This is a genomic window from Vibrio sp. A11 (genome assembly GCF_013048705.1).
Classification (GTDB): domain Bacteria; phylum Pseudomonadota; class Gammaproteobacteria; order Enterobacterales; family Vibrionaceae; genus Vibrio; species Vibrio metschnikovii.
Genome location: NZ_VHSI01000021.1, coordinates 1 through 22,171, shown reverse-complemented (window position 1 = coordinate 22,171; position 22,171 = coordinate 1). Strand labels below are relative to the sequence as shown.

21 protein-coding genes are annotated in these 22,171 nt (G+C 44.9%); 13 read left to right on the top strand and 8 right to left on the bottom strand.

Going from position 1 to position 22,171, the window contains the following annotated elements:
• Window positions 1–6: 6 nt before the first annotated feature.
• Complete coding sequence (locus FKQ60_RS15850) at window positions 7–774, bottom strand: nucleotidyltransferase domain-containing protein (protein WP_158138354.1); 768 nt, start codon at window positions 772–774, stop codon at window positions 7–9.
• 206 nt (window positions 775–980) lie between these two features.
• On the opposite strand from FKQ60_RS15850, the gene yeiP reads away from it, so the two are divergent.
• Together yeiP and FKQ60_RS15840 are read left to right on the top strand one after the other, a co-directional pair.
• On the top strand, window positions 981–1,547 hold the full coding sequence (gene yeiP, locus FKQ60_RS15845; protein ID WP_004395429.1) for an elongation factor P-like protein YeiP: 567 nt from the start codon (window positions 981–983) through the stop codon (window positions 1,545–1,547).
• Between the two features lie 2 nt (window positions 1,548–1,549).
• Window positions 1,550–1,870, top strand: a complete 321-nt coding sequence (locus FKQ60_RS15840) for an HI1450 family dsDNA-mimic protein (RefSeq protein WP_004395430.1) — start codon at window positions 1,550–1,552, stop codon at window positions 1,868–1,870.
• 142 nt (window positions 1,871–2,012) lie between these two features.
• On the opposite strand, the gene yqfB is transcribed toward FKQ60_RS15840, so the two are convergent.
• Complete coding sequence (gene yqfB / locus FKQ60_RS15835; protein ID WP_212752454.1) at window positions 2,013–2,312, bottom strand: N(4)-acetylcytidine aminohydrolase; 300 nt, start codon at window positions 2,310–2,312, stop codon at window positions 2,013–2,015.
• 207 nt (window positions 2,313–2,519) lie between these two features.
• On the opposite strand from yqfB, the gene hutC reads away from it, so the two are divergent.
• The 5 genes from hutC to hutH all read left to right on the top strand — a co-directional run bounded on the left by hutC (window position 2,520) and on the right by hutH (window position 9,120).
• Entirely contained in the window at window positions 2,520–3,233 is a 714-nt protein-coding gene (gene hutC, locus FKQ60_RS15830; protein WP_154168401.1) for a histidine utilization repressor, read from the top strand.
• 242 nt (window positions 3,234–3,475) lie between these two features.
• Window positions 3,476–4,678, top strand: coding sequence for an imidazolonepropionase (hutI, locus tag FKQ60_RS15825; protein ID WP_170906741.1), 1,203 nt, complete (start codon window positions 3,476–3,478; stop codon window positions 4,676–4,678).
• A complete protein-coding gene (gene hutG, locus FKQ60_RS15820; protein ID WP_170906740.1) occupies window positions 4,671–5,738 on the top strand; it encodes a formimidoylglutamase in 1,068 nt (355 codons plus the stop codon). The genes hutI and hutG overlap by 8 nt, the downstream gene beginning before the upstream one ends.
• Window positions 5,739–5,859: 121 nt before the next feature.
• On the top strand, window positions 5,860–7,557 hold the full coding sequence (gene hutU, locus FKQ60_RS15815) for a urocanate hydratase (protein WP_170906739.1): 1,698 nt from the start codon (window positions 5,860–5,862) through the stop codon (window positions 7,555–7,557).
• 12 nt (window positions 7,558–7,569) lie between these two features.
• A complete protein-coding gene (gene hutH / locus FKQ60_RS15810) occupies window positions 7,570–9,120 on the top strand; it encodes a histidine ammonia-lyase (protein ID WP_170906738.1) in 1,551 nt (516 codons plus the stop codon).
• Window positions 9,121–9,231: 111 nt separating this feature from the next.
• On the opposite strand, the gene FKQ60_RS15805 is transcribed toward hutH, so the two are convergent.
• The 4 genes from FKQ60_RS15805 to FKQ60_RS15790 all read right to left on the bottom strand — a co-directional run bounded on the left by FKQ60_RS15805 (window position 9,232) and on the right by FKQ60_RS15790 (window position 13,100).
• Window positions 9,232–9,810 carry a DUF1440 domain-containing protein gene (locus FKQ60_RS15805; RefSeq protein ID WP_249374300.1) on the bottom strand — a complete coding sequence of 193 codons (579 nt, stop codon included), beginning with the start codon at window positions 9,808–9,810 and terminating at the stop codon, window positions 9,232–9,234.
• 473 nt (window positions 9,811–10,283) lie between these two features.
• Window positions 10,284–11,258, bottom strand: coding sequence for a transposase (locus tag FKQ60_RS15800; protein ID WP_170904821.1), 975 nt, complete (start codon window positions 11,256–11,258; stop codon window positions 10,284–10,286).
• A gap of 220 nt (window positions 11,259–11,478) precedes the next feature.
• On the bottom strand, window positions 11,479–12,954 hold the full coding sequence (locus tag FKQ60_RS15795; RefSeq protein ID WP_170904822.1) for a deoxyribodipyrimidine photo-lyase: 1,476 nt from the start codon (window positions 12,952–12,954) through the stop codon (window positions 11,479–11,481).
• Window positions 12,954–13,100, bottom strand: coding sequence for a DUF2256 domain-containing protein (locus tag FKQ60_RS15790; protein ID WP_154170666.1), 147 nt, complete (start codon window positions 13,098–13,100; stop codon window positions 12,954–12,956). Before FKQ60_RS15790 ends, FKQ60_RS15795 begins: the two co-directional genes overlap by 1 nt.
• A 210-nt stretch (window positions 13,101–13,310) precedes the next feature.
• Here FKQ60_RS15790 and FKQ60_RS15785 point away from each other — a divergent pair, with 210 nt between their 5' ends.
• The gene (locus tag FKQ60_RS15785; RefSeq protein WP_170904823.1) at window positions 13,311–14,036 is read left to right on the top strand and encodes a DUF3581 domain-containing protein; all 726 of its coding nucleotides are present in this window, start codon (window positions 13,311–13,313) and stop codon (window positions 14,034–14,036) included.
• A gap of 160 nt (window positions 14,037–14,196) precedes the next feature.
• Here the strand turns inward: FKQ60_RS15785 and FKQ60_RS15780 are convergent, their stop codons facing one another.
• Window positions 14,197–14,658 carry an isoprenylcysteine carboxylmethyltransferase family protein gene (locus tag FKQ60_RS15780; RefSeq protein WP_170904824.1) on the bottom strand — a complete coding sequence of 154 codons (462 nt, stop codon included), beginning with the start codon at window positions 14,656–14,658 and terminating at the stop codon, window positions 14,197–14,199.
• A gap of 50 nt (window positions 14,659–14,708) precedes the next feature.
• Window positions 14,709–17,777, bottom strand: a complete 3,069-nt coding sequence (locus FKQ60_RS15775; RefSeq protein ID WP_170904825.1) for an FAD-binding and (Fe-S)-binding domain-containing protein — start codon at window positions 17,775–17,777, stop codon at window positions 14,709–14,711.
• Between the two features lie 275 nt (window positions 17,778–18,052).
• On the opposite strand from FKQ60_RS15775, the gene FKQ60_RS15770 reads away from it, so the two are divergent.
• The 5 genes from FKQ60_RS15770 to FKQ60_RS15750 all read left to right on the top strand — a co-directional run bounded on the left by FKQ60_RS15770 (window position 18,053) and on the right by FKQ60_RS15750 (window position 22,011).
• On the top strand, window positions 18,053–18,742 hold the full coding sequence (locus FKQ60_RS15770) for a DUF3334 family protein (RefSeq protein ID WP_004395442.1): 690 nt from the start codon (window positions 18,053–18,055) through the stop codon (window positions 18,740–18,742).
• Between the two features lie 199 nt (window positions 18,743–18,941).
• Window positions 18,942–19,625: a DUF2786 domain-containing protein gene (locus FKQ60_RS15765; RefSeq protein ID WP_004395443.1), complete on the top strand. Its 684-nt coding sequence runs from the start codon at window positions 18,942–18,944 to the stop codon at window positions 19,623–19,625.
• A 246-nt stretch (window positions 19,626–19,871) separates the two neighbouring features.
• Window positions 19,872–20,540 (top strand): OmpA family protein, encoded by a 669-nt coding sequence (locus tag FKQ60_RS15760; RefSeq protein WP_004395444.1) that lies wholly within the window; start codon window positions 19,872–19,874, stop codon window positions 20,538–20,540.
• 120 nt (window positions 20,541–20,660) lie between these two features.
• Window positions 20,661–21,671 (top strand): J domain-containing protein, encoded by a 1,011-nt coding sequence (locus FKQ60_RS15755; protein ID WP_170906737.1) that lies wholly within the window; start codon window positions 20,661–20,663, stop codon window positions 21,669–21,671.
• 154 nt (window positions 21,672–21,825) lie between these two features.
• Window positions 21,826–22,011: a hypothetical protein gene (locus FKQ60_RS15750; protein ID WP_083797756.1), complete on the top strand. Its 186-nt coding sequence runs from the start codon at window positions 21,826–21,828 to the stop codon at window positions 22,009–22,011.
• Window positions 22,012–22,171: the final 160 nt, after the last annotated feature.

The window sequence follows — 22,171 nt, the reverse complement described above, 5'->3', positions numbered from 1 at the left end:
AGACTATCAACCAATCTTAAATTCAGTTTTTTTATACTGTTTGACTAACCACGGACCAAAGCTATCTAATAAACCAATCACCGAACGCTTGGGGATCACTCGCCCTTTCAGCAAAATTTTTAAGCGATCAACCTCGGTTTGTTTCTCTGGGTAATAACGTAAAAACTGCTCGCCGCACTGACGCGGATCATCAAACCAATTTTTGTCCTGATACATGACCAATGAATAGCTGGCACGAAGCAGTTTTTTAGCAATCATCTGCTGAGCGTTCGCCTGTTGAGCGGCATCATGGGTTTTGGCTATTTTATCACGATAAAACAGCAGCCAATCTTCGACATCCATATTCCAATACTTGGCGATTTCCCAACTTGGTTCATAATCACCAAAACATTCTGCGAGGTTATCGCCATAGACACAAACACTACAGTGGCGCAGTAAAAAACCCCAAGAAAATAAACTGTCTAACGTCGCGACTTCTTTCACTTCAGCGGTTTTAAAACTGACATCAGTAATAAACGCAAAGCGTTTTTGAAAACGCCAACGAATGGTATTGATTAACGTCGTACGAGTATTCTCGATTGAACCATAAGTCACCACAATCACATCCAGATTTGAAAAGTTGGGACGCGCAGTTTTGCGTGCCACACTGCCATAGAGATATACGCTATGTAGCTGCTCGCCTAATCCGGCACGCAAAAAAGAGACCAACTCCTTAATCGCAGGTTGATAATCAATTTGGAAAGGCTGCTTGGCATCAATAGGCGACAAGGTCATGTCGTAAAGTAACTCAACAAGTGAAACATAAAGTTATGTTCTCCTATGCGCGCGTTCGAATCAATAGCCAAATCATGACCAACCGTGTCTTGCAAGACAATTTCCACTGCACAACAACTTTTTCTTTTCAGGAGCGCATGAAGCATTTCTTTTCTGGGAAAGCATTCGTTATAATGCGCCGAAATCAAGCACAAAGGGTATTTTCCATGCCAAAGGCAAGTGAACTAAAAAAAGGTTTTGCGATTATTTCTAACGGCAAAACATTGTTAATCAAAGATATCGAAGTCACCACTCCAGGTGGCCGTGGCGGTTCTAAAATTTACAAATTACGTTGTACTGACCTAACTACAGGTGCTCGCGTCGACGAACGTTATAAATCTGACGATTTTCTTGATACGGTAGAGATGAACAAACGCAATGTTTCTTTCTCTTATGTCGACGGTGATGATTATATCTTCATGGATAATGCAGATTACTCACAATTCACCTTCAAAAAAGCCGATATCGAAGATGAACTGCTGTTTATCACTGAAGAAATTCAAGGTCTACAAGTGGTACTGGTTGATGGTAAACCCGTTGCCATTGAATTACCGTCTTCTGTAGAGATGGTGATTGAAGAAACTGACCCATCAATCAAAGGGGCTTCTGCTTCTTCTCGTACTAAACCAGCGCGTTTTGCCACGGGTCTGGTCGTGCAAGTGCCTGAATACATCGCTAACGGTGATCGCATTGTGATCAATACCGCTGAGCGTAAATACATGAACCGAGCGTGAGCATGACAGACTTACTCTCTTACGATGAAGCCATCGATACCGCTTACGACATTTTCTTAGAAATGGCGGAAGATAACCTTGAACCAGCAGATGTCCTGCTCTTTGTTGCCCAGTTCGATGAGCGCGGCGCAGCTGAAGTGGTTGATATTAGTGATGATTGGGATGCGGAAGTTGGCTTTAGCGTCGATAAAGAGCGCTATGCAGAAATTTGCATAGGATTGGTCAATGAGAGTAACGACGTACTGGATGACGTTTTTGCACGTTTATTGCTAAGCCGAGATCCTGAACAAAAGTTTTGTCATATTCGTTGGAAACGTGACTAATATTCGTTTCGTTAACGGACGATACCCAGAAAACTTTAAGTAAGAAGGGTATCAGCGACAATGCCAACTCAGTACGAGTTGGCATTGTTTTTTTCCTAAAAGAAAAATCAACTTAGCACGGCAGTTAAATAACCAAAGATCGTTATTCGACTAGTTGGTAATGAATCACATACAACTCTTCTATCCCTGGATAGATATCGCTGATCACCTGTTTTAATTCAGTTAAGGTCATATTTTCTTGCTGAGCATGAAACTCATTTAAGTCATCAAACTGGATCGGCTCAACATTGATGATTTTTAAACGGCAAAACCAACGCCCTTCTTCTAAGGTACTCACTTCAACCATAGAACCCGGTTGATAATCCTTCTCGCTTTGATCGCGAATAGTGATGACTTTTTTTCCGGTTAAAATATCGCTTTCAAATCGTGAAAAGAAAGTCATTTCTGTAGGAATGCTGGTCGAGGATGCGAGCATATTTTTCTCTCTTATTAGCCTGGAAATAGCTGACACTATAGCGAATAAGCCTAAGGCTTTAAATCGCAAAAAACATTATATGTATAGCCCTGCGCTAAATACGAACAAATAGACTTGCTTTTTTTAGCTCGCTCATCAATCATTTGTATAGATAAATAAATGTAATGGATTTGTATGCCTACTTCACCCCTGTACCAACAAATTAAACAGCACATTATTCACCAGATCGAATCCGGCCAATGGCCAGTTGGTGAACGGATCAGCACCGAATTGGAATTAACTGAGCAATTTTCTGTCAGTCGCATGACGGTCAATAAAGCGATTCGAGATTTAGTGTCTGAAGGCCGCTTGCAACGTCGCCCACGGTTAGGCACCTTTGTCTGCGCCGCACCAGAAAAAGCCGAATCTCCACTGTTAGATATACGCAATATTGCCGAGGAAATCGTCAGTCGAGGTCAGCGTTATCATAATAAAGTTCGCGCTCATCACTCTTTAATTGCCGATGAAACTCTTGCTACTCAATTAGGGGTAATGCTCTCTACTCCATTGTTTTATAGTGAAATATTACATTACGCGAACGATCAACCATTACAACTTGAAGTTCGTTGGGTTAACCCTAGGCATGCCCCTGACTACCTTCAACAAGACTTTACTCATATTACGCCTAACCAATACCTTTCCGAGGCCTGCCCACTCAGTGCGATTGAGCATACGGTCGAAGCTTTGATCGCTGACAAACCAATCAGTGAAGCGTTGCTACTCAAAGCTAACGAACCTTGCTTGCTGCTTAATCGTCGTACTTGGAGTGGTGAGCATTTAGTGAGCTTCGCTCAGCTCTATCATCCGGCCAGTAAGTACAAATTAAGTTCGAAAATTGTCTATCCATAACCATAGAGTCGATCACATTTTTGTAACATAACCGTTGCATTCATCATCCGTTAATTCTATTAATTGTATATACATTAAATCATCCTTAACGACCTAATGTTACCTGTTTGGAAAAATCGTCCTCAAACAGTCGAAAACTCAGCGATTGAATTGAGATGAACGAACGTAGCCAATGTCGCTATAGCTTCAAGTAGCAAGGAAGTCGGTATCATCGCGAACCTCTGGCTCGCTAAGTAGGGGAAATGGAACACGTCTTAACCAATGCGCGTATAGTGAGTATGCAAGCTGGTGATATCGGCTATCAGCCCAGTGAGCCGCTTTCAATTGTCATCCGTGACGGAAAAATTGCCGACATCACCACAAACACCTTCGCCGACCATCCACAGCGAACCAATTGCCAAGGCCAGTTAGTCACTCCGGGACTGATTGATTGCCATACGCACCTTATTTATGCAGGTCAACGAGCCAATGAGTTCGAACAACGCTTAAATGGCGTCTCTTATCAGACGATTGCCGCTCAAGGGGGCGGAATCATGTCAACGGTGCAAGCGACCCGCCAAGCCTCACAAGAGCAATTAACCGAGTTAGCACTGCCTCGCTTAGATGGTTTATTACGCAGCGGGATCACCAGTGTAGAGATCAAATCTGGCTATGGGCTGACGCTTGATGATGAAATTAAAATGCTCAAAGCCGCCAAAGCGTTGGAAGCCCACTGCCGAGTGAAAATCACCACCACCCTACTTGCCGCCCACGCCGTGCCACCTGAGTTTGCCGGTAAAGCCGATAGTTATATTGATTTCATCTGCCAAACTATCATTCCACAAGTGGCAGAGCAGCAATTGGCAAGCAGTGTGGATGTGTTTTGTGAATCGGTAGGCTTTAATCTTAAGCAAACTGAGCAAGTGTTTCAGTGTGCCATAGAGCATGGTTTAGCGATTAAAGGCCATACAGAACAGTTGTCCAATCTCGGTGGCAGCGCTTTAACGGCGCGCTATAACGGCCTATCGGTCGATCACATTGAGTATCTCGATGAAGCTGGAGTGCAAGCATTAGCGCAATCCACGACCGTCGCGACTTTGCTGCCCGGTGCGTTTTATTTTTTACGCGAAACACGTAAGCCACCCATTGAATGGTTACGCCACTATCAAGTACCCATGGCGATTGCTACTGATATCAATCCTGGCACTTCACCATTTGCTGACCTGACCTTAATGATGAACATGGCTTGCACCTTGTTTGGCTTAACCCCGCAAGAAGCGCTACGTGGGGTTACCACTCATGCAGCACAAGCACTGGGTGTCGCGGCAAGCCGCGGCCAAATTGCCGTCGGCTATGATGCCGATTTGGCCTTCTGGTCACTCAATCATCCTGCTGAATTGAGTTATCAAGTTGGTATCCCTTCTTTACAAGCCCGTATGGTTGATGGAGAGCTCTGTCATGACTAATTCCGTTTCCCCTTCCCATCTTTATCAGTGGCAAGGTCGTGATGATGTTGAAGATGGTGAACTGGGTCAGCGAGTCCACCATGTTATGCAAATAAAACACCTTGATGAATTAACCGAGGCCTCCCATAGCGTTGCATTGGTCGGCTTTGAATGTGATGCTGGTGTTGAGCGCAATAAAGGGCGGATCGGCGCAAAACATGCACCGAATTTAATTAAACAAGCATTAGCCAATTTAGCGTGGCACCATACCAGCTCGTTATGCGATTTGGGCAATATTCACTGCCATGATGATGACTTAGAGCAATCCCAACTCCGTTGTGCTCAGTTAATTGCTGACGGTTTAGAACACTCACCAGTGATTGTGCTTGGCGGTGGTCACGAAGTGGCATGGGCGAGTTTTCAAGGACTGGGCAAACATTTACTCAAACAAGGCATGAAGACTCCAAAGATCGCGATCATCAATTTTGATGCTCACTTTGATCTCAGATCCTTTAGCAGTGAGAAGGTATCCATCAAGCCCAGCTCTGGCACTCCGTTTATGCAAATCGCTGGCCACTGTCAACAAATCGGTTGGGATTTTCATTACGCCTGCTTAGGTGTCAGCCGTGCTAACAATACGACCGCTCTATTCCAGCGTGCCGATGAGCTTGGTGTTTGGTATGTCGATGATAAAACCCTTAACGAGCGCAATCACGCTGCGTTAATTGAGAAAATGGATGCATTTATCGCCGATTGTGATTATCTCTACTTAACCATCGATCTCGATGTCTTTCCAGCGGCGACCGCCCCCGGTGTCAGTGCCCCTGCTGCCCAAGGCGTAAGTTTAGATAATTTCCATCTCTACTTCGATCATCTACTGCAACACCATATTGATAAGCTGCTGATTGCCGATCTGGCTGAATATAACCCCAGCCACGATATCGATAATCAAACGGCGCGACTTGCTGCTCGTCTGTGTTGGGAAATCGCCAGTGCTATGACTCAGCACCAAGAGCAGTCACACGCTACCCCATCATCGGTTGAAGTTCAGAGCACTGACTCTCCTTCTGATGATATTTAAAGCTCAATCAAACGACTCACTCATTACCGGCCCCCATACTGGCTGAGTGGGTCATTCATCTATCCTCGATGATAAAAAAGGGTTTGACCCGTAAACGGAACCATGAATAAGGAGCAACACCATGTCACAACCACCCAATAACGATGTTCGTTTAGATACCACTCGAACTATTCGTGCTCCGCACGGCACGACTCTGCGCGCGAAATCTTGGTTGACCGAAGCACCACTGCGCATGTTAATGAATAACTTAGATCCTGAGGTTGCCGAACATCCTCATGCATTAGTGGTATACGGTGGTATTGGCCGCGCGGCGCGCAACTGGCAATGTTTCGATAAAATCGTCGAGGTATTAGAGCGTCTTGAAGAAGATCAAACGCTGTTAATTCAATCCGGCAAACCGGTGGCAGTGTTCCCGACCCATAAAAACGCCCCACGAGTGTTGATTGCCAACTCAAACTTAGTCCCTCATTGGGCGAATTGGGAGCATTTTAATCAGCTCGATAAACAAGGGCTGATGATGTATGGGCAAATGACCGCCGGCTCATGGATTTATATTGGTTCACAAGGCATTGTCCAAGGCACTTACGAAACCTTTGTCTCGGTTGCTAAACAACATTTTAATGGTCAAGCCAAAGGGCGTTGGATCTTAACCGGTGGTCTCGGTGGTATGGGCGGCGCTCAACCACTCGCGGCAACCATGGCAGGATTTTCAATGATTGCCGTTGAATGCGATGAATCGCGCATTGATTATCGTCTACGCACTGGCTATGTCGATAAAAAAGCCACTAGCTTAGATGAAGCGTTAGCGATTATTTATGAATCAGAGACGCCCGTTTCGGTCGGTTTATTAGGTAATGCCGCGGATGTTTTCCCGCAGTTAGTTGAGCGCAATATCACGCCTGATGTGGTGACCGATCAAACTTCAGCTCATGATCCACTCAATGGCTATTTACCGCAAGGCTGGAGCATGGAGCAAGCCGCGCAGCGCCGTTTAGAAGATGAAGCTAAAGTCACGGCAGCCGCTAAAGCCTCGATGGCCACTCAAGTACGAGCCATGCTCACCTTGCAGCAACGCGGCGCGGCGACCTTAGATTATGGGAATAACATTCGGCAAATGGCTTTAGAAGAGGGCGTTGCTAACGCGTTCGACTTCCCCGGTTTCGTTCCCGCTTATATTCGTCCCTTATTTTGTGAAGGCATCGGACCATTTCGCTGGGCGGCTTTATCGGGCGATCCGGAAGATATTTATAAAACCGATCAAAAAGTTAAAGAACTCATCCCTGACAATCCTCACTTACATAATTGGCTCGATATGGCTCGTGAGCGCATCCAGTTTCAAGGACTACCAGCGCGTATCTGCTGGGTGGGTTTAAAAGACCGTCAACGGTTGGGACTCGCGTTTAATGAAATGGTCAAAAATGGCGAGCTAAAAGCGCCCATCGTTATTGGCCGTGATCATTTAGATTCTGGTTCGGTGGCCAGCCCTAACCGAGAGACCGAAGCGATGCTAGATGGCTCTGATGCCGTCTCTGATTGGCCATTATTGAATGCCCTACTCAATACGGCCAGCGGAGCGACTTGGGTTTCGCTTCATCATGGTGGCGGCGTTGGTATGGGCTTTTCACAACACTCCGGAATGGTGATCTGCTGTGATGGTAGTGACGATGCAGCCGAGCGAATTGCCCGAGTGCTGCATAACGACCCTGCTACCGGGGTAATGCGTCATGCTGATGCAGGCTACGACATCGCCAAGCGCTGTGCGGCGGAACAAAAACTCGATTTGCCTATGCTTAACGCAGAGTTGGCTCAATTAAAATAATAAGGATAACCCATGCATCACTTAACCATTACTCCCGGCGAGATGACGCTGAGCCAACTGCGCCACATTAACTCATCCCCTGTCTGCTTGAGTTTAGATCCCAGTGCTATCCCAGCGATTGAACAAAGTACCAAAGTGGTCGAGCAAGTGATCACGGAAGGCCGAACCGTGTACGGGATCAATACCGGTTTTGGCTTATTGGCTAACACCAAAATCGCCCCTGAAGATCTAGAAACACTGCAAAAAAGTATTGTCCTTTCCCACGCTGCTGGCATTGGCGCATGGATGGATGATGACACTGTGCGCTTAATGATGGTGTTAAAAATTAACAGCCTAGCGCGCGGCTTCTCAGGCATACGTTTATCGGTGATTGAGGCCTTAATCACTTTAGTCAATCATCAAGTCTACCCCTGCGTGCCGCAAAAAGGCTCAGTAGGGGCATCAGGTGACTTGGCTCCTCTCGCCCACATGAGCACCGTATTGCTCGGTGAGGGACAGGCACGTTATCAAGGGGAGATCATTGACGGTGCTCAGGCACTGCGCATTGCTGGTCTATCACCGATTACTTTGGCGCCTAAAGAAGGACTGGCGCTGCTCAATGGCACTCAAGCCTCAACCGCATTCGCGCTGCAAGGCTTATTTATGGCCGAAGATCTGTTTGCTTCGGCAATCGTCTGCGGCGCAATGTCCGTTGAGGCGGCGTTAGGTAGCCGTAAACCATTCGACCCGCGCATACACCGTGTTCGTGGTCATCGTACCCAAATGGATGCCGCCGCCGCCTATCGTCATTTACTTGATAGTCGTAGTGAAATCGGCGATTCACATTCAGGTTGCGAAAAGGTGCAAGACCCGTATTCGCTACGCTGCCAACCTCAAGTGATGGGGGCCTGTTTGCAGCAAATTCGCCAAACAGCGGAAGTGCTGTGCGTTGAAGCGAATGCGGTATCTGACAATCCTCTGGTGTTTGCTGATGATGGCGATATTATTTCTGGCGGTAACTTTCATGCCGAGCCTGTGGCAATGGCTGCCGATAACCTCGCCTTAGCGATAGCCGAAATTGGTAGCTTGTCAGAAAGACGTATGGCGCTGTTAATTGATAGTGCGCTGAGTAAACTACCACCCTTTTTGGTTGATAATGGCGGTGTCAACTCAGGGTTTATGATTGCCCAAGTCACCGCGGCTGCACTAGCGAGTGAAAATAAAACCTATGCCCATCCAGCCTCGATTGACAGTTTACCCACTTCAGCGAATCAAGAAGATCACGTCTCCATGGCAACCTTTGCCGCCAGAAGACTGCGCGATATGGCAGAAAATACGCGTGGGATTTTGGCGGTAGAATATCTCTCAGCCGCGCAAGGATTAGATTTTCGTGCGCCGCATCGCTCTTCTGAACGCATTGAACTGGCCAAGCAAATGTTACGCGCCAAAGTATCGTTTTATGATAAAGATCGCTACTTTGCACCAGACATACAACAAGCGAACGAGTTGCTTAAACAAGCGGTGCATAATGGTTTAATGCCTGAAGGCTTGCTGCCAAGTGTTACTCATCATGTAACCATGTGATAATAAAAGGTAATCCACTAACACAGGGATTGATCGTCAGATTAATCCCTGTGCTATATCAGCGCAGCGTGCATTCGATTAGCTTATAAAATCTCCGCTATTATAGACAATCTACTTAGCCCAATTACCTATGATTGGTTTTCCAAGCAGAGCTAAGACGGCAATAAGGCTGATCTCAATCGAAACGGACCAACAAATATGGCCGATCATCTCACTCCAAAACTCATAACCATTAAGATTCCATAACCATCCTACTTGTCCATTAAGATACGCTGGATGTCGAAAACCTAATGCGGGGATCAATAGACCATGCATGACTAATGTAATTATAATTCCGTACACTGCCCCATACCAAAGTCTTATCTTGGGTGCTATGGCTGAGATGAAAATATAAACAAAGGCAAAAGCAAAACTAAATAGCCAGTGATAAAGCATTACCGCACCAGGGATAGTAATGCCTTGATAAACATAATCCAGCGAATGAGAGTTTACTCCTAGCCATCCTAACCAAGCATCAATATTCGCGGCAGGCGGCGATATTTCACCCGCTATACGTGGCGGCATATTAGCCTCAGTACCTGATTTTACGAGAGAACTAATAAAGCCCCCAATAAAGGTAGCAAGCACCAAAACCATGGCATTTTTTTTGTCTAAAATAAAATCAAATCTATTCATGTTTTGAGAGGACATTCTCGAGATCCTTTTTGGCTCGCGCAATTTCTTGCACTGTCAGTAAAAACACGACCATCCACTGTTGATTTCGAAGATAGCTGTGCAGTAAACATCATATGCTCATGTGATTTCAGTGTAGCTGTAGTTATCAGCATACTCCAAGATATCTTCATCTCTCTCGTATACCTTTATCTTTTACAGGACACACACCAAATAACTCCATTTCTAAGGATTAGTACTAAAAACTTATTATCTTTTACAGGACACACACTAAATAACCCCATTTCTAAGGATTAGTACTAAAAACTTATCAAATGATAGTGAAACTAACTCTGTCTCCAAGCGTTTAAGGTCTATTTAAACTAAATTAATTAAAACGAGGTTATAACAAGTAGGTAGATATCGTATATTGATTGAATTAAAAGAATGCATAATTCCAGTAAAGGTTCTGGTCTAGTTTTTATGCTGAGTTTTTATAGTAAAGCTAACACTTACTCCAAAAGATACAGGTGCATCTTTTGTTTTTTCAAAACTACCTTCGCTATTGCTGCCTGAGGCCGAGTACCGATAGCTGTCGCGCGCGACTTCTCTAGACTAGTGCAGATTTTTAGCCAATCCCTTGTATTAAAACTTAACCGTGACAGGATATTTGGCATTTTATCGCTCATCGACGCTTTGCCGTCTCGATATTGGCGAGCGGTCCAGTCAACCAACTCTAAATAATCCATCAGACGAAAAGGGATCCCCTCTCGTAGTTCATTAGTTGGGTTACCAATCAAAGGATGCAAGCAAGGCGCTGTCACTAAATTTTTATTTAGTGCATCAATTCTGGCTTTTATCGAAGTAAATTCACTAGTTTCTGGGGTATCAGCGATCCCCGTTCGAATAGGATTTAAATCAACATAAGCCATTGCCGCTGCCAGTGCTTTTTCATCAAGTAGTGCTTGGCTTTTGAAACGGCTCTCCCAAAAGTGTCCAGTGCAATTGTCTTCTCGGTTAGCTTTACAAGCAATGTCGTAATTGAGCTCTTTCATAAACCAGCTCAAGCTCGATAACCTTTCCCGCCAAACTTCTATTAGTTCAATGCAGCACGTTTGTTCAGCTAGGCTAGTGAGTTGTTTATTTTGCCAACGTTGGATTAGTACTGGGAGTTTATGAACTTGGCTCCAGCGATCAACGACTTGATGATGCGTGAGGTTTAACACCTTGTCTTGATTAATATTTATCACTAAATGGTAGTGATTGCTCATGATTGCGTATGCACAAATATCAATGCAATAGACGTTAGTTAACGAATAGATTTTTTGTTCTATCCATTCTCTTCGATGTTCATAACAACGATTGGTCAGCGTATCTTTTCCGCATAAAAAGCTACGCCTCACGCAGCGAGAAATGCAGTGATAATAAGATGTTACATCCGTAGAAACCAGTTGTTGTCGAGCGGTGGTCAAAGTAGTGTCCTCCATTAAACGTGAAGGAACCTTAGCAATAAATGATGATTAAATGTGCTATCGAATCACCAAAAGACTAAAAATCATACTTTTTCCATACTTTTGGTGTGTGTCCCATAACATCCTCCTAGTAACTGGAATACCGTCAAAATTTGGCCAATGATCAGAAAACCGAACAAATACGCACTATACATTTAGCTAACCCAGCCCCCCGTCTTTGTACAAAAACTCCCCATTACCTCATATTCACCCGCGCGTGAATGGCAAGAATACGCTGAGCTTCACGATTAACATCCTCTCGTTTGCGCCAAGCCCATAACCTATCTCGCGCTTGCTTAGCGCAAGCTGCCACATCAATCACTGGGTTTAAATAGCGACTATCGGCGGGCAATTGATACATCATGGCTTCCATAGGGCTCATTTGCCACGGTTCAAACAGCAAAGATAGTGGTACTTCTGCCAATTCAGGCACCCACTGACGAATAAACACACCTTGCGCGTCATGCTCTTGAGCTTGTTTGATTGGGTTGTAAATTCGAATGGTATTGATCCCAGTCACCCCAGCCTGCATCTGAAATTGAGCATAATGAATGCCTGGTTCAAAATCTAAAAATAGCTGTGCTAAGTGCCCGACCCCAGCACGCCAATCTTGATTCATATGATGAGTCAACACACTCACTAACATTGCGCGCATACGAAAGTTTAAATAACCGGTATGATACAAACAACGCATACAAGCATCGACTAATGGAATGCCGGTTTGGCCGCTTTTCCAAGCTTCCAATAGTTCTGTATCCGGCTGATACGCTTGCGCCAGAAGCGGCTCATAAGCACGGTTTACGCAGCGAAACTCCATCTCACATTCTGATTCAAATTTCTGTATGAAATGGCAATGCCAGTGTAACCGTGAAGCTAACGCAATTAGGCTCCGCCTTAACCCAGTCGTATTCCAATAACTGAGTAGCGTTTGATACATCTCGCGCAATGAGATATTCCCCCATGCAAGATAAGGGGACATACGCGAACAAGATACTCGGGCGAGCGACGGGCTGGATATCTGAAAGTAGTAATTTTTTGCTCGACGCTGAAAAAAATCCGCTAAGGTCTGTTTAGCGAGTGTCTCACCGCCTGTTTGGAATCCTTTCTCTTTACGTCGCCAAGCTGATGGTACATTGTTATCCAAACCTAAATCGGTAGCACAAACAGAAATTAACCTCTGTGCGGTTAAATTCGGCATTGCCAATGGTGCTCGCATAATTACTTGCCAGTGCTTATCCCAACCTTGACGGTGAGTTGCCGCGCGGCGAACGGCGCCATAAGCACTTTGATGCCAACTTATCCCCTGCTCCGTACACCAATGCTGAAGGGCAACATCACGCTTGAAGGTATTAGCAAGACCCACTTCCTGATGAGAATAAAGACCTTGAATAGAAAAGTGTGTCGCTAGTGTCGCCAAACCTTGCTCAGCTGAGACGTTAGCAATCAGTATCTGATGACCAAATCGAGCGAGCCGTTGATTGATATCTTGCAGTGATTGCCAGACAAAACGCCAATGGCGCTCAGAATAATGGCGATCATTGAGCAGCATGGGCTCAAAGAAATACACCAACAGCGTCGGTATTCCGCTATCTAATGCAGCGCACAAGGGGGGATGATCACTTAAACGTAAATCGCGCTTGAACCAAACAATGTTGATGGCTGGAGGGCTCATTATGCTTTACCTCGCTGACGACGACACCGTTCTGAACAATAGTTCACTTCATTCCAACAACGTTGCCACTTTTTCCGCCAACGAAAAGGGCGCTTACACACTGAGCAGAGTTTTTCAGGTAAAAAGGCTTTTTGATGACTTGTCATGGCCATTGATTGATTCGTTATCATGCCGTTAATTACGTCAAGCTTGCCAACCACGATCACGGTTTTAGCTAAAATCGTGCTGTTTTATAAGCTAAAAATCCTTTCTTTTTGCCAAAAGGCACAAATTGTGAACAATTTAACACTGATTGGACCATTAAAACTTTTCTTGGGGCTATAATCGGCAACAGTTTTTATGAACAAGTGTTGATTATGCTGCTTAAACCTTATTTTTCATCTGCTGAACATCAATTTCAATTTACTCGCCAACAAGCGAGCCATTTTGCTAAAAAAGTGGCGGGTGATTTCAATCCGATCCACGACGAAGACAGTAAGCGGTTTTGCGTACCCGGCGATCTGCTGTTTGCAGTGCTCTTGAAAAAGAACGGTATTAGCCAAAAAATGCGCTTTACCTTCTCCGGCATGGTTAGTGATGGCGTTGCGCTGCATGTTGAAAATCAATGCAGCCAAATGAGTGCGTTGGTGGATGAATCGGGTAAAGAATATTTATTAATGCAACGCGAGGGAGAAGTTTCCCACGATGCGGTGTTTATTGAGCATGTGATTAAAAGTTATGTCCAATTTTCAGGCATGAACTTTCCACACATTATGGTGCCACTGATGAAGCAGCAACAAGTGATGATCAACTGCCAGCGTCCATTGGTGATTTATGAAAGTATGGAAGTGGAATTTGAGCGCTTGGATCTTAGCCATCCAGAAGTTGAGTTTAGCGGTGCCTCCTTCGATGTCGATGGTAAACGAGGCGTCGTGACCTTGAATTTTACCTTTAAAGATCAAGGCCAATTAGTCGGCAAAGGTATCAAACGTATGGTTGCCAGTGGATTAAAGCCTTATAACCAAGCCGATATTGATGATTTAGTGCAGCGCTTTAACGATCGTAAAGTGCGTTTTCTGGCTGAGTTATCACAAGCGGCCTAATCATCTCAGCTCCGCCACTACCGGAGGAGCTATATCCAAACGACTTGGAGTTGCAGGTAGGCGGCAAGTGAGTGAATCCCGATGAGCATAGGCAAACTATGTGATTGGGGTGAACGAACGTAGCCAACACCGCTGCAGCTCCAAGTAGGAAGGCTGTAAATCATATCCAACGCCTAACCCGCGCTTTATAATTGCTATAACGCTCACCAAACACCCGCTCTAATACTCGTTCTTCTGGCTGGATCTGAAACCGATTCATGTAAGCGATGAACCCTATCACCACTAATAAACTGACTAGATTTTGCTGCCAATATGCCACGCCAAATAACAATAGTAATAACGCTAAATACATAGGATTACGGCTGTAGTTAAAAATTCCAGAATCGACAACAGTAGAAGCTTGATCCGGTTTGGTTGGGTTGACCGTGGTATTCGCCCTGCGAAATTGTACAACGGCAGAGATACCGACTACCCCTGATAACATAACGCATAATGCAAAGATCAGCTTGGTATACGGAAGAGTAAGAGCGGCAAAGCTAAATAGATACGCTAACCGATTAGACATCACCAGTGCCACTAAAAACAGAGCCACGGGTGGAATTTTCAGTTCTAAATAACGCATAACTCCCCTCCTGATTAGTTAAAACGGCCATCCGAAGATGGCCGCTAGGGTCATAGGATCTCTAACAAGGCTTGGATAGGATGCCTTGGTTGTATCTCCTCAAAGCGTTTCACTTGGCTACGACAAGAGTAACCGGTCATCAAACAGCGTTCTTTAGGCAGTTTATCCAAACTTGGCTGCCAGCTTAAGGCATAAATGTCTTTCGACATCTGTAGCTTATCCACTTCATGACCAAAGGTACCTGCCATACCACAGCAACCTACAGGTACGGTCTGCAACTCAGCCCCAAAGTGGCTGAAGATCTGCCCCCACTCTTTTTCAGCATTAGGTAACTTAGTTTTTTCGGTGCAGTGAGCCAATAAATACCAAGGCGCTTGTGGTGCCTGTCCTTGATCAATATTCGCTTGAGTAACATTGGCTTGCGATGGCATCTCAGCCAATCGTGGTAATAACCATTCATGTGCGGTAAGCACTTCAAACTCGCCCCGTTGCTGACCTAAAATCTCCACGTATTCATCGCGATAACAAAGCACCAGAGCCGGGTCAACCCCAACCATAGCAATATTAAGATCCGCGACTTGAGATAGAAAGCCAGCCGTACTGGTTGCTGTACTCTTAAAGCGCTGTAAAAAGCCCTTAATATGTTGCGCTTTACCATTGGGCTTAAACGGCAGCAAAATCGGTTTTTTACCCAGCTTAATCACCAGGGCGATAAAATCTTCCACCACTTGCGCATCATAATAACTGGTGAAAGGGTCTTGTACGATAATCACATGTTCAGAGCGCTGTTGCTGAGAAAGCGCCATCAATTGTTGGCGATCAAACGGCACAATATTATGACGACGAGATCGCGCCGCTAAGGTCGGGATAGATAACCGAGGGGTATCGACATAGCCAACTGTCGCCGCCGTTAAGCGTTCAATCCATGGCTGACCAATAACCGCATTGACCACTTGTGGCGCTTTCGCCATCAGCGGTAACATGGTTTCAATGTTCGCGACTAAGTAATCTTTAACCGGACGCGGATAGCGAGTGTGATAAAGATTTAAGAAACGTGAACGAAAACTCGGCACATCCACTTTAATTGGGCATTGGCTAGCGCAGGCCTTACAGGCTAAACAGCCATTCATCGCTTCATACACTTCATGAGAGAAATCATACTCATGAGAGGGACGAATACGCTGCCGAACGCGATCCAATAGACTTTTAACACTGGCTGTTTTCTGCAAGGCTTGTTGCTCTAAATCGAGAATATCAATCCCTTGCTCCGTCAGTTGACGCAACCATTCACGCACTAAACCCGCTCGACCTTTTGGCGAGTGACGACGGTCGGCGGTAACCTTCATCGATGGACACATCGGGGAGCTAGTGTCGTAGTTAAAACATAGCCCATTGCCGTTACATTCCATCGCTTGCTTAAAGCTGTCACGAACTTTTACGTCAATCTGCCGATCAAAATAACCACGCTTGGTATCCGATACTTTAACCAGCTCAAAACTGCTATTAAGCGGCGTACAAATCTTACCGGGATTCATCTTATTGTGAGGGTCAAAAGCCGCTTTGACGCGGCGTAATTCGGTAAATAGCTCCGCTCCAAAAAACTCAGGGCCGTACTCAGAGCGATAACCCTTACCATGCTCCCCCCACATTAAACCGCCGTATTTCGCCACCAGCTTAACGACTTGATCGGAAATCTCATGCATCATTAACTCTTGCTTGGGATCGCATAAATCAAGTGCGGGACGCACGTGCAATACGCCAGCATCCACATGACCAAACATACCGTAACTGAGGCCTTTGTCGTCAAGCAGCGCGCGAAATTCACTAATAAAATCCGCCAAGTGCTGCGGTGGCACACAAGTATCTTCGGTAAATGGCACCGGTTTAGCTCGTCCTTTGGCCGCGCCCAATAAACCTACCGCTTTTTTACGCATAGTATAAATACGGTTAATGCTGGCTAAATCATCACACACTTGATAACCAATAATCCCGGCTTGCTGCTGACTGATCATCACATCTAAACGCTGGGTCAATTGCGTGACTAATTGTTTTACCTGCTCTGGGTCTTGGTCTGCATACTCAACCATATTGATGCCGAGCAATTCCTTGCCAGGCACATCGGTTAACAAATCACTGACGCTATGCCAAACAATATCTTGTTTCGCTAAATTGAGTACGTTTGAATCTAGCGTTTCCACCGATAACGCATTGGCTTCAATCATTAGCGGCGCATTACGTAATGCCGAATCAAAACTGTCATATTTGATGTTAACTAAGGTTCGCGCTTTAGGAATTGGGGTGAGATTGAGTTTGGCTTCGGTAATAAAAGCCAATGAACCTTCAGCGCCGCACAGTACGCGGGTGATATTAAATTCCCCCGTTTGTTCATCAAGGGCATTTTTTAAATCATAACCGGTCAAGAAACGGTTTAAAGGCGGAAACTTGGCGACTATCTGCTCTCGCTGGCCACGGCAGACGGCTTCGGTAACCTGCATGGCCTTTTCAGCATAGCTATTGGCTTGCGGGTCGCCCCGTGAACCGTCGGTTTCTAAGATTGACCCATCGGAAAATACCGCTTGTAGCGAGAGAACATGATCGGAGGTTTTACCGTATTTGAGTGAACCTTGGCCTGAAGCATCGGTATTAATCATCCCACCCAATGTAGCTCGGTTACTGGTAGAGAGATCGGGCGAGAAAAAATAGCCATAAACACGCACCGCATCATTCAGTTGATCTTTAATTACACCAGCCTGAACCCTTACCCAACCTTGCTCTGGATTGATTTCAAGGATTTGATTCATATGGCGAGACAAGTCAACCACAATCCCTTTGGTTAAAGCTTGCCCATTGGTGCCTGTCCCGCCTCCACGCGGAGAAAACGTGACACGTTCGAATTCTGGCCTAATACTTAATTGACCGATAAGCGAAACATCATGGCTAGTTTTAGGATGAACAACCGCTTGTGGAAGTTGCTGATAAACGCTGTTATCAGTAGACACGGCTAAACGACTGGCATACTGTGTTTCGATATCGCCCGTAAACCCAGCTGTTTTTAACTCATGTAAAAAGGTTAAAACAACCGGATCAACATCAGATTGGAGGTGAAGTCTTGGTAACATTTGCTTCCTGCCCGAACGCCGCTGATCCAATCAGCGCTATGTAATGGGTGAGTTTTAATTTATTTTTTTGAGTCCGGTCACTTTACAACATTTAAATCAGTGATCAAATCAGAATCTTAACAACAATAGAGTTAAGCCATTTTTTAGATAACGGAAGAGTTGAAGGTCAGCTAAATCCAGCTATCGTTAAGTAAACACAGATACATTTTCGTCGCCTACTTTCCTAAGCGGTCATTGATTAACCACTTAGCCCTGACACACTCATGGACCTAGATATGAAAAAAAATAAAGTCGTTACCACAGAAGATATTCTATTGAAACTTTGTCAATCGGTTTCAACCGTACTCTCCTCAGCCACGGGATCGAACATCACCTACTCGGCAATGGTACAAAAAATCACCAAAACGTCACTCAAACCAGACTTTGGCTGCTTCGTTTTGTTTGATGGCGGATTTTCTGGTTTAGTGGTAATTAACTTCACTTCTAAAGCCGCTTTAGAAGTGTATACCCAATATATGCGCAATATGGGCATGCCAGAAGATGAACTTGCGGTATTACACACCTCCGACGAAGTTGGCGATGTACTCGGTGAACTGATGAACCAACTGGTCGGTGATTTCACCAACAAAGTACGCAAAGAGTTACAAACCAACATCACTCAAAACCAGCCGAAAATGTTGTCACTCAACAAACAAGTTAACTTATCGGTTGATACTAACTTAGATCGACCACAAGCCCGCCGCGTAACCTTCTCGACCGAAAATAATAATATTTTCTATCTAGAATTGGCCATGGATCGCACTGAGTTTATTCAATTGGAAGACTTTGAAATTCAGGAAGATGAAAGTCCAGACTCTATTTTAGCTGATACACAACAAAAGATGGCCGACAAAGCGGCCAATAAAGCGGCAAGCCAAGCAAATAGTGACCTCTCCGCCGATTTACTCGATGAACTAGGTATCTAACCGAGTATCTATCTTTACCCTACTTGAAGTTGTCGCTTACCAACCGAGCCGCAACTTCAAGTTACCATCAAGATAACATCGAATTACCGCTTAATTCGTCCCGCCGGTAGGCGAATATCCAGCATCCCTTTCACTCCTTAGATAAAAACGGTAAAATAGCTGACTTTTCTTAGCGCTGCGGAACCGATTTTATAATTCGATGGATAAACAAAAAGCCTTAAAAAAAATAGCCAAATGCCTAGAGTTAGGTAACTCCGCTAATGTCAATGAAGCGGCCAACGCGATCAAAATGGCCCACCGGCTGATGCTCAAATATGGGTTGGATAAAGACGATATTGAGTTTATTAAAATGGGCAAAACTCAATCAACTCATCTTCTGCCTGCCTCCATCAGTTCCGGCATTTTACGTATTATCCGAGGCATTAATACCAAATTTGGTGTTGAAGCCGTTTTGATCAATCATAAAGGTTTAAAACGCGTCGAATTTATCGGTGAGGCAGACAGAGCGATTTTTGCCGCCTTTGCTTTTGATATTGTTTATCGTGAAATGAATGAGCAGACTGGGCAGTTTCGCAACAGTTTTGCAGGCAGTGGTACACCAACGACAGAAGTATCGCGGCGCGTAAATTCGTTTTTATCCGGTTGGGTAGAAGGCGCACTGGAAAAATTGCCAACCATTACGCCTGACGAAAACTCAATGAATAAAATCAACAGTTACATTGATAAAGAGTTCGAAAACATTGATCGGGAAACCTTTAAGCAACAGCTACGTGATGCGATGAAGAACATCACCGCAGATTATGAAGTCGGGCTCAAAAAAGGCCGTAAAGTTTCCGTTAATAGACCGATTGATGGTGCACAAGCGCCAAAACGACTTAAATAACCTTGCGTCTATAACGCTCAATTAAGTGATGCGAATGTAAAATTTAGATCAATGGATTGACTTTATTCGATAAGTTTTGTTTATTTCAGGCTAATTCCAGTGGACTCAAGGCGTTTTCCCTATCGCCCCTACCGCTGGATGACCAACAACTTCCAACCAAAGCTTAAAAAGTTTAAGGCTGTAAAACACATATAGCGTAGCCAATAAGCGGAAATGAACACATATTGCCAACACGGAGAGAATACATTGAAAAAAATCACGCTGGCGATGGCACTGGTCATCACATTGTCTGGCTGTGCTGCCACACAAAGGCAAAATGCCACAACAGGCGAATCAGAAACGAATGCCGCCACTCGCGGAGCATTAATTGGCGCGGTAGCTGGTGCAGCCGCGGGTTTAGCCACTGGTGATAATGCGAAACAGCGCCGTCAACGCGCTTTAATTGGTGCGACTGGCGGCGCGGCTGTAGGTGGTGGTGTCGGTTACTATTTTGACCAACAAGAAGCGGCTTTGCGTGAAGAATTGCTTCATTCAGGCGTACAAGTTCAACGTGTCGGCGACAATCAACTTTTATTGCGTATGGAAAACGGTATCGGTTTCCAAACCAACTCTTATCAACTCGACTCAAGCATTCACCGTACACTACGCGGCGTAGCCAAAATTCTTGTCCAATACCCAGACACCAGTTTAGTGATTGATGGGCATACCGACAGTACTGGTGGTGATACCACTAACCAAGTGCTATCGGAACGTCGTGCTGAATCAGTACGTAGCTTCTTATTGTCACAAGGAGTCGCTCCAGGACGAGCTATCGCGCGAGGTAATGGCTCTCGCTTCCCAATTTGTACCAATAGTACTGTGGAAGGACGAGCTTGTAACCGCAGAGTAGACATTCAAATTTTGCCGCTAAAATAAGCCCTCCAGCAAGGCAAGTTTAGTGAACAAGAGTATACTTAGAAGGCCCTTAATTGGGCCTTTTTCTCATTAGCACCGATACGGTGATCACAACCATCAACTCATTAGGACACGCTGAGCATGCACGTTTTATCACCCTGGTTACTGCTGTTTTTCACCTTGGTGTGTTCATGGCCTATTGCCGCGCAAACCGATCAAGTTCGCCAACAAGCTCGCTTAGGTAATCCGGAAGCACAATTTCAATTAGCAGTGAGCTATCAACAAGCGCAGCAATCAGACCAAGCCTATTACTGGTTTTTACAAGCGGCAGAGCGCGGCTATCAACCCGCAATGACACCACTAGCCAATGCTTATTTACAGGGTCTAGGTACGTCTACTGATGTAACCCAAGCTCTACTTTGGTATACCAAATCAGCCACCTTAGGTGATGTTGAGGCAGCCTTAGCAATGGGACGTTTATATCAACAAGGAGAATATCTCCCTCAATCATTGCTCATGGCAGAAATTTGGTATCACAGTATTGCGGATCGCCATCCGCTAGGTGAACAACGCTACAGTGAACTATTACAACAACGTTTTAATCAACGTCGAGTCAATCAATTAATTGCCTTACAAAATCTCGAAATACAAGCGCAACAGGACGGTTTAAGGGACGAGGACGAAGATAAGGCGTTACAAGAACGCCAAACTCAAGATCATACGATGTCGTTGATGAGCGATTTTTTGTTCGTTTTAATTGGCCTATTGTTAATTATGGGCATCTTGTCTCTGTATCGTTCAATCAAAAACAAACAACAGCATCAAGCCGAGCAATTAAATATGGAACAAAAAGAGCAGATCCAACAGCAAGCGGCGATTATAAAACAACAAAAACGTCAACTTGATAAGCTCTATCAAGAGTTTAAAAAACAACAACACCAACAGGCACATCACCAACACGACCAGACTTTTTCTTTGGCCTGCGCCCTACTCGGTTTTCACCCTCATCGATTACCCGATGAAAAAATCATCAAACAACGCTATAAACAACTGAGTAAAATCTATCATCCCGATCTGCAAGGCAGCGAAGAAGAGATGAAACGTCTCAACGGCGCGATGAAAATCATCAACCAAAGGTTAACTAAGCGTTAATAATTATAATAAACATATCGCAACCTCTTCTAAATAAATTAGAAAGCAAACGATTAGCATCGCAAAGCCAGTAACAGATACTTAACTTAATTACTGAGCATGTGCGATAATCTGCACAGATTAAACACCAAACAGAATAAGGTGGGGAGAAATAATGTTTACTGTGATCGGAGTGTGCGATTGGTGCAAACTGTCAAACCAATTAACTAAGCATGAATATATTGACGGTAAAGCGCATTATTCTTGTCCAAATTGCCATGATCTGGCAAGAATGGACGTCAGGTTATTCAATCTTGATGAACTCGCCTCCCGTGAACGACAAATGCACCAAGCATCCTAACCTCGATAGAAGCGCCGCCAAGGCGCTTTATTGTTGTATAGAGAAAACCCCCAGCTAGGCTGGGGGTTCCGTAAAGCTTTCAGCTATAAGTCAGTTATAAAGCCCCTTTCAATTTGTTAAAACACTCTTGCGGTCTGGCAACTGCGAGAGTTAAACGAAA

What these genes read in the sequence shown, in the direction of transcription:
- FKQ60_RS15850 (WP_158138354.1), bottom strand. Translation starts at nt 774, where the DNA reads ATGACCTTGTCGCCTATTGATGCCAAGCAGCCTTTCCAAATTGATTAT.
- yeiP (WP_004395429.1), top strand. Translation starts at nt 981, where the DNA reads ATGCCAAAGGCAAGTGAACTAAAAAAAGGTTTTGCGATTATTTCTAAC.
- FKQ60_RS15840 (WP_004395430.1), top strand. Translation starts at nt 1,550, where the DNA reads ATGACAGACTTACTCTCTTACGATGAAGCCATCGATACCGCTTACGAC.
- yqfB (WP_212752454.1), bottom strand. Translation starts at nt 2,312, where the DNA reads ATGACTTTCTTTTCACGATTTGAAAGCGATATTTTAACCGGAAAAAAA.
- hutC (WP_154168401.1), top strand. Translation starts at nt 2,520, where the DNA reads ATGCCTACTTCACCCCTGTACCAACAAATTAAACAGCACATTATTCAC.
- hutI (WP_170906741.1), top strand. Translation starts at nt 3,476, where the DNA reads ATGGAACACGTCTTAACCAATGCGCGTATAGTGAGTATGCAAGCTGGT.
- hutG (WP_170906740.1), top strand. Translation starts at nt 4,671, where the DNA reads ATGACTAATTCCGTTTCCCCTTCCCATCTTTATCAGTGGCAAGGTCGT.
- hutU (WP_170906739.1), top strand. Translation starts at nt 5,860, where the DNA reads ATGTCACAACCACCCAATAACGATGTTCGTTTAGATACCACTCGAACT.
- hutH (WP_170906738.1), top strand. Translation starts at nt 7,570, where the DNA reads ATGCATCACTTAACCATTACTCCCGGCGAGATGACGCTGAGCCAACTG.
- FKQ60_RS15805 (WP_249374300.1), bottom strand. Translation starts at nt 9,810, where the DNA reads ATGTCCTCTCAAAACATGAATAGATTTGATTTTATTTTAGACAAAAAA.
- FKQ60_RS15800 (WP_170904821.1), bottom strand. Translation starts at nt 11,258, where the DNA reads ATGGAGGACACTACTTTGACCACCGCTCGACAACAACTGGTTTCTACG.
- FKQ60_RS15795 (WP_170904822.1), bottom strand. Translation starts at nt 12,954, where the DNA reads ATGAGCCCTCCAGCCATCAACATTGTTTGGTTCAAGCGCGATTTACGT.
- FKQ60_RS15790 (WP_154170666.1), bottom strand. Translation starts at nt 13,100, where the DNA reads ATGACAAGTCATCAAAAAGCCTTTTTACCTGAAAAACTCTGCTCAGTG.
- FKQ60_RS15785 (WP_170904823.1), top strand. Translation starts at nt 13,311, where the DNA reads ATGCTGCTTAAACCTTATTTTTCATCTGCTGAACATCAATTTCAATTT.
- FKQ60_RS15780 (WP_170904824.1), bottom strand. Translation starts at nt 14,658, where the DNA reads ATGCGTTATTTAGAACTGAAAATTCCACCCGTGGCTCTGTTTTTAGTG.
- FKQ60_RS15775 (WP_170904825.1), bottom strand. Translation starts at nt 17,777, where the DNA reads ATGTTACCAAGACTTCACCTCCAATCTGATGTTGATCCGGTTGTTTTA.
- FKQ60_RS15770 (WP_004395442.1), top strand. Translation starts at nt 18,053, where the DNA reads ATGAAAAAAAATAAAGTCGTTACCACAGAAGATATTCTATTGAAACTT.
- FKQ60_RS15765 (WP_004395443.1), top strand. Translation starts at nt 18,942, where the DNA reads ATGGATAAACAAAAAGCCTTAAAAAAAATAGCCAAATGCCTAGAGTTA.
- FKQ60_RS15755 (WP_170906737.1), top strand. Translation starts at nt 20,661, where the DNA reads ATGCACGTTTTATCACCCTGGTTACTGCTGTTTTTCACCTTGGTGTGT.
- FKQ60_RS15750 (WP_083797756.1), top strand. Translation starts at nt 21,826, where the DNA reads ATGTTTACTGTGATCGGAGTGTGCGATTGGTGCAAACTGTCAAACCAA.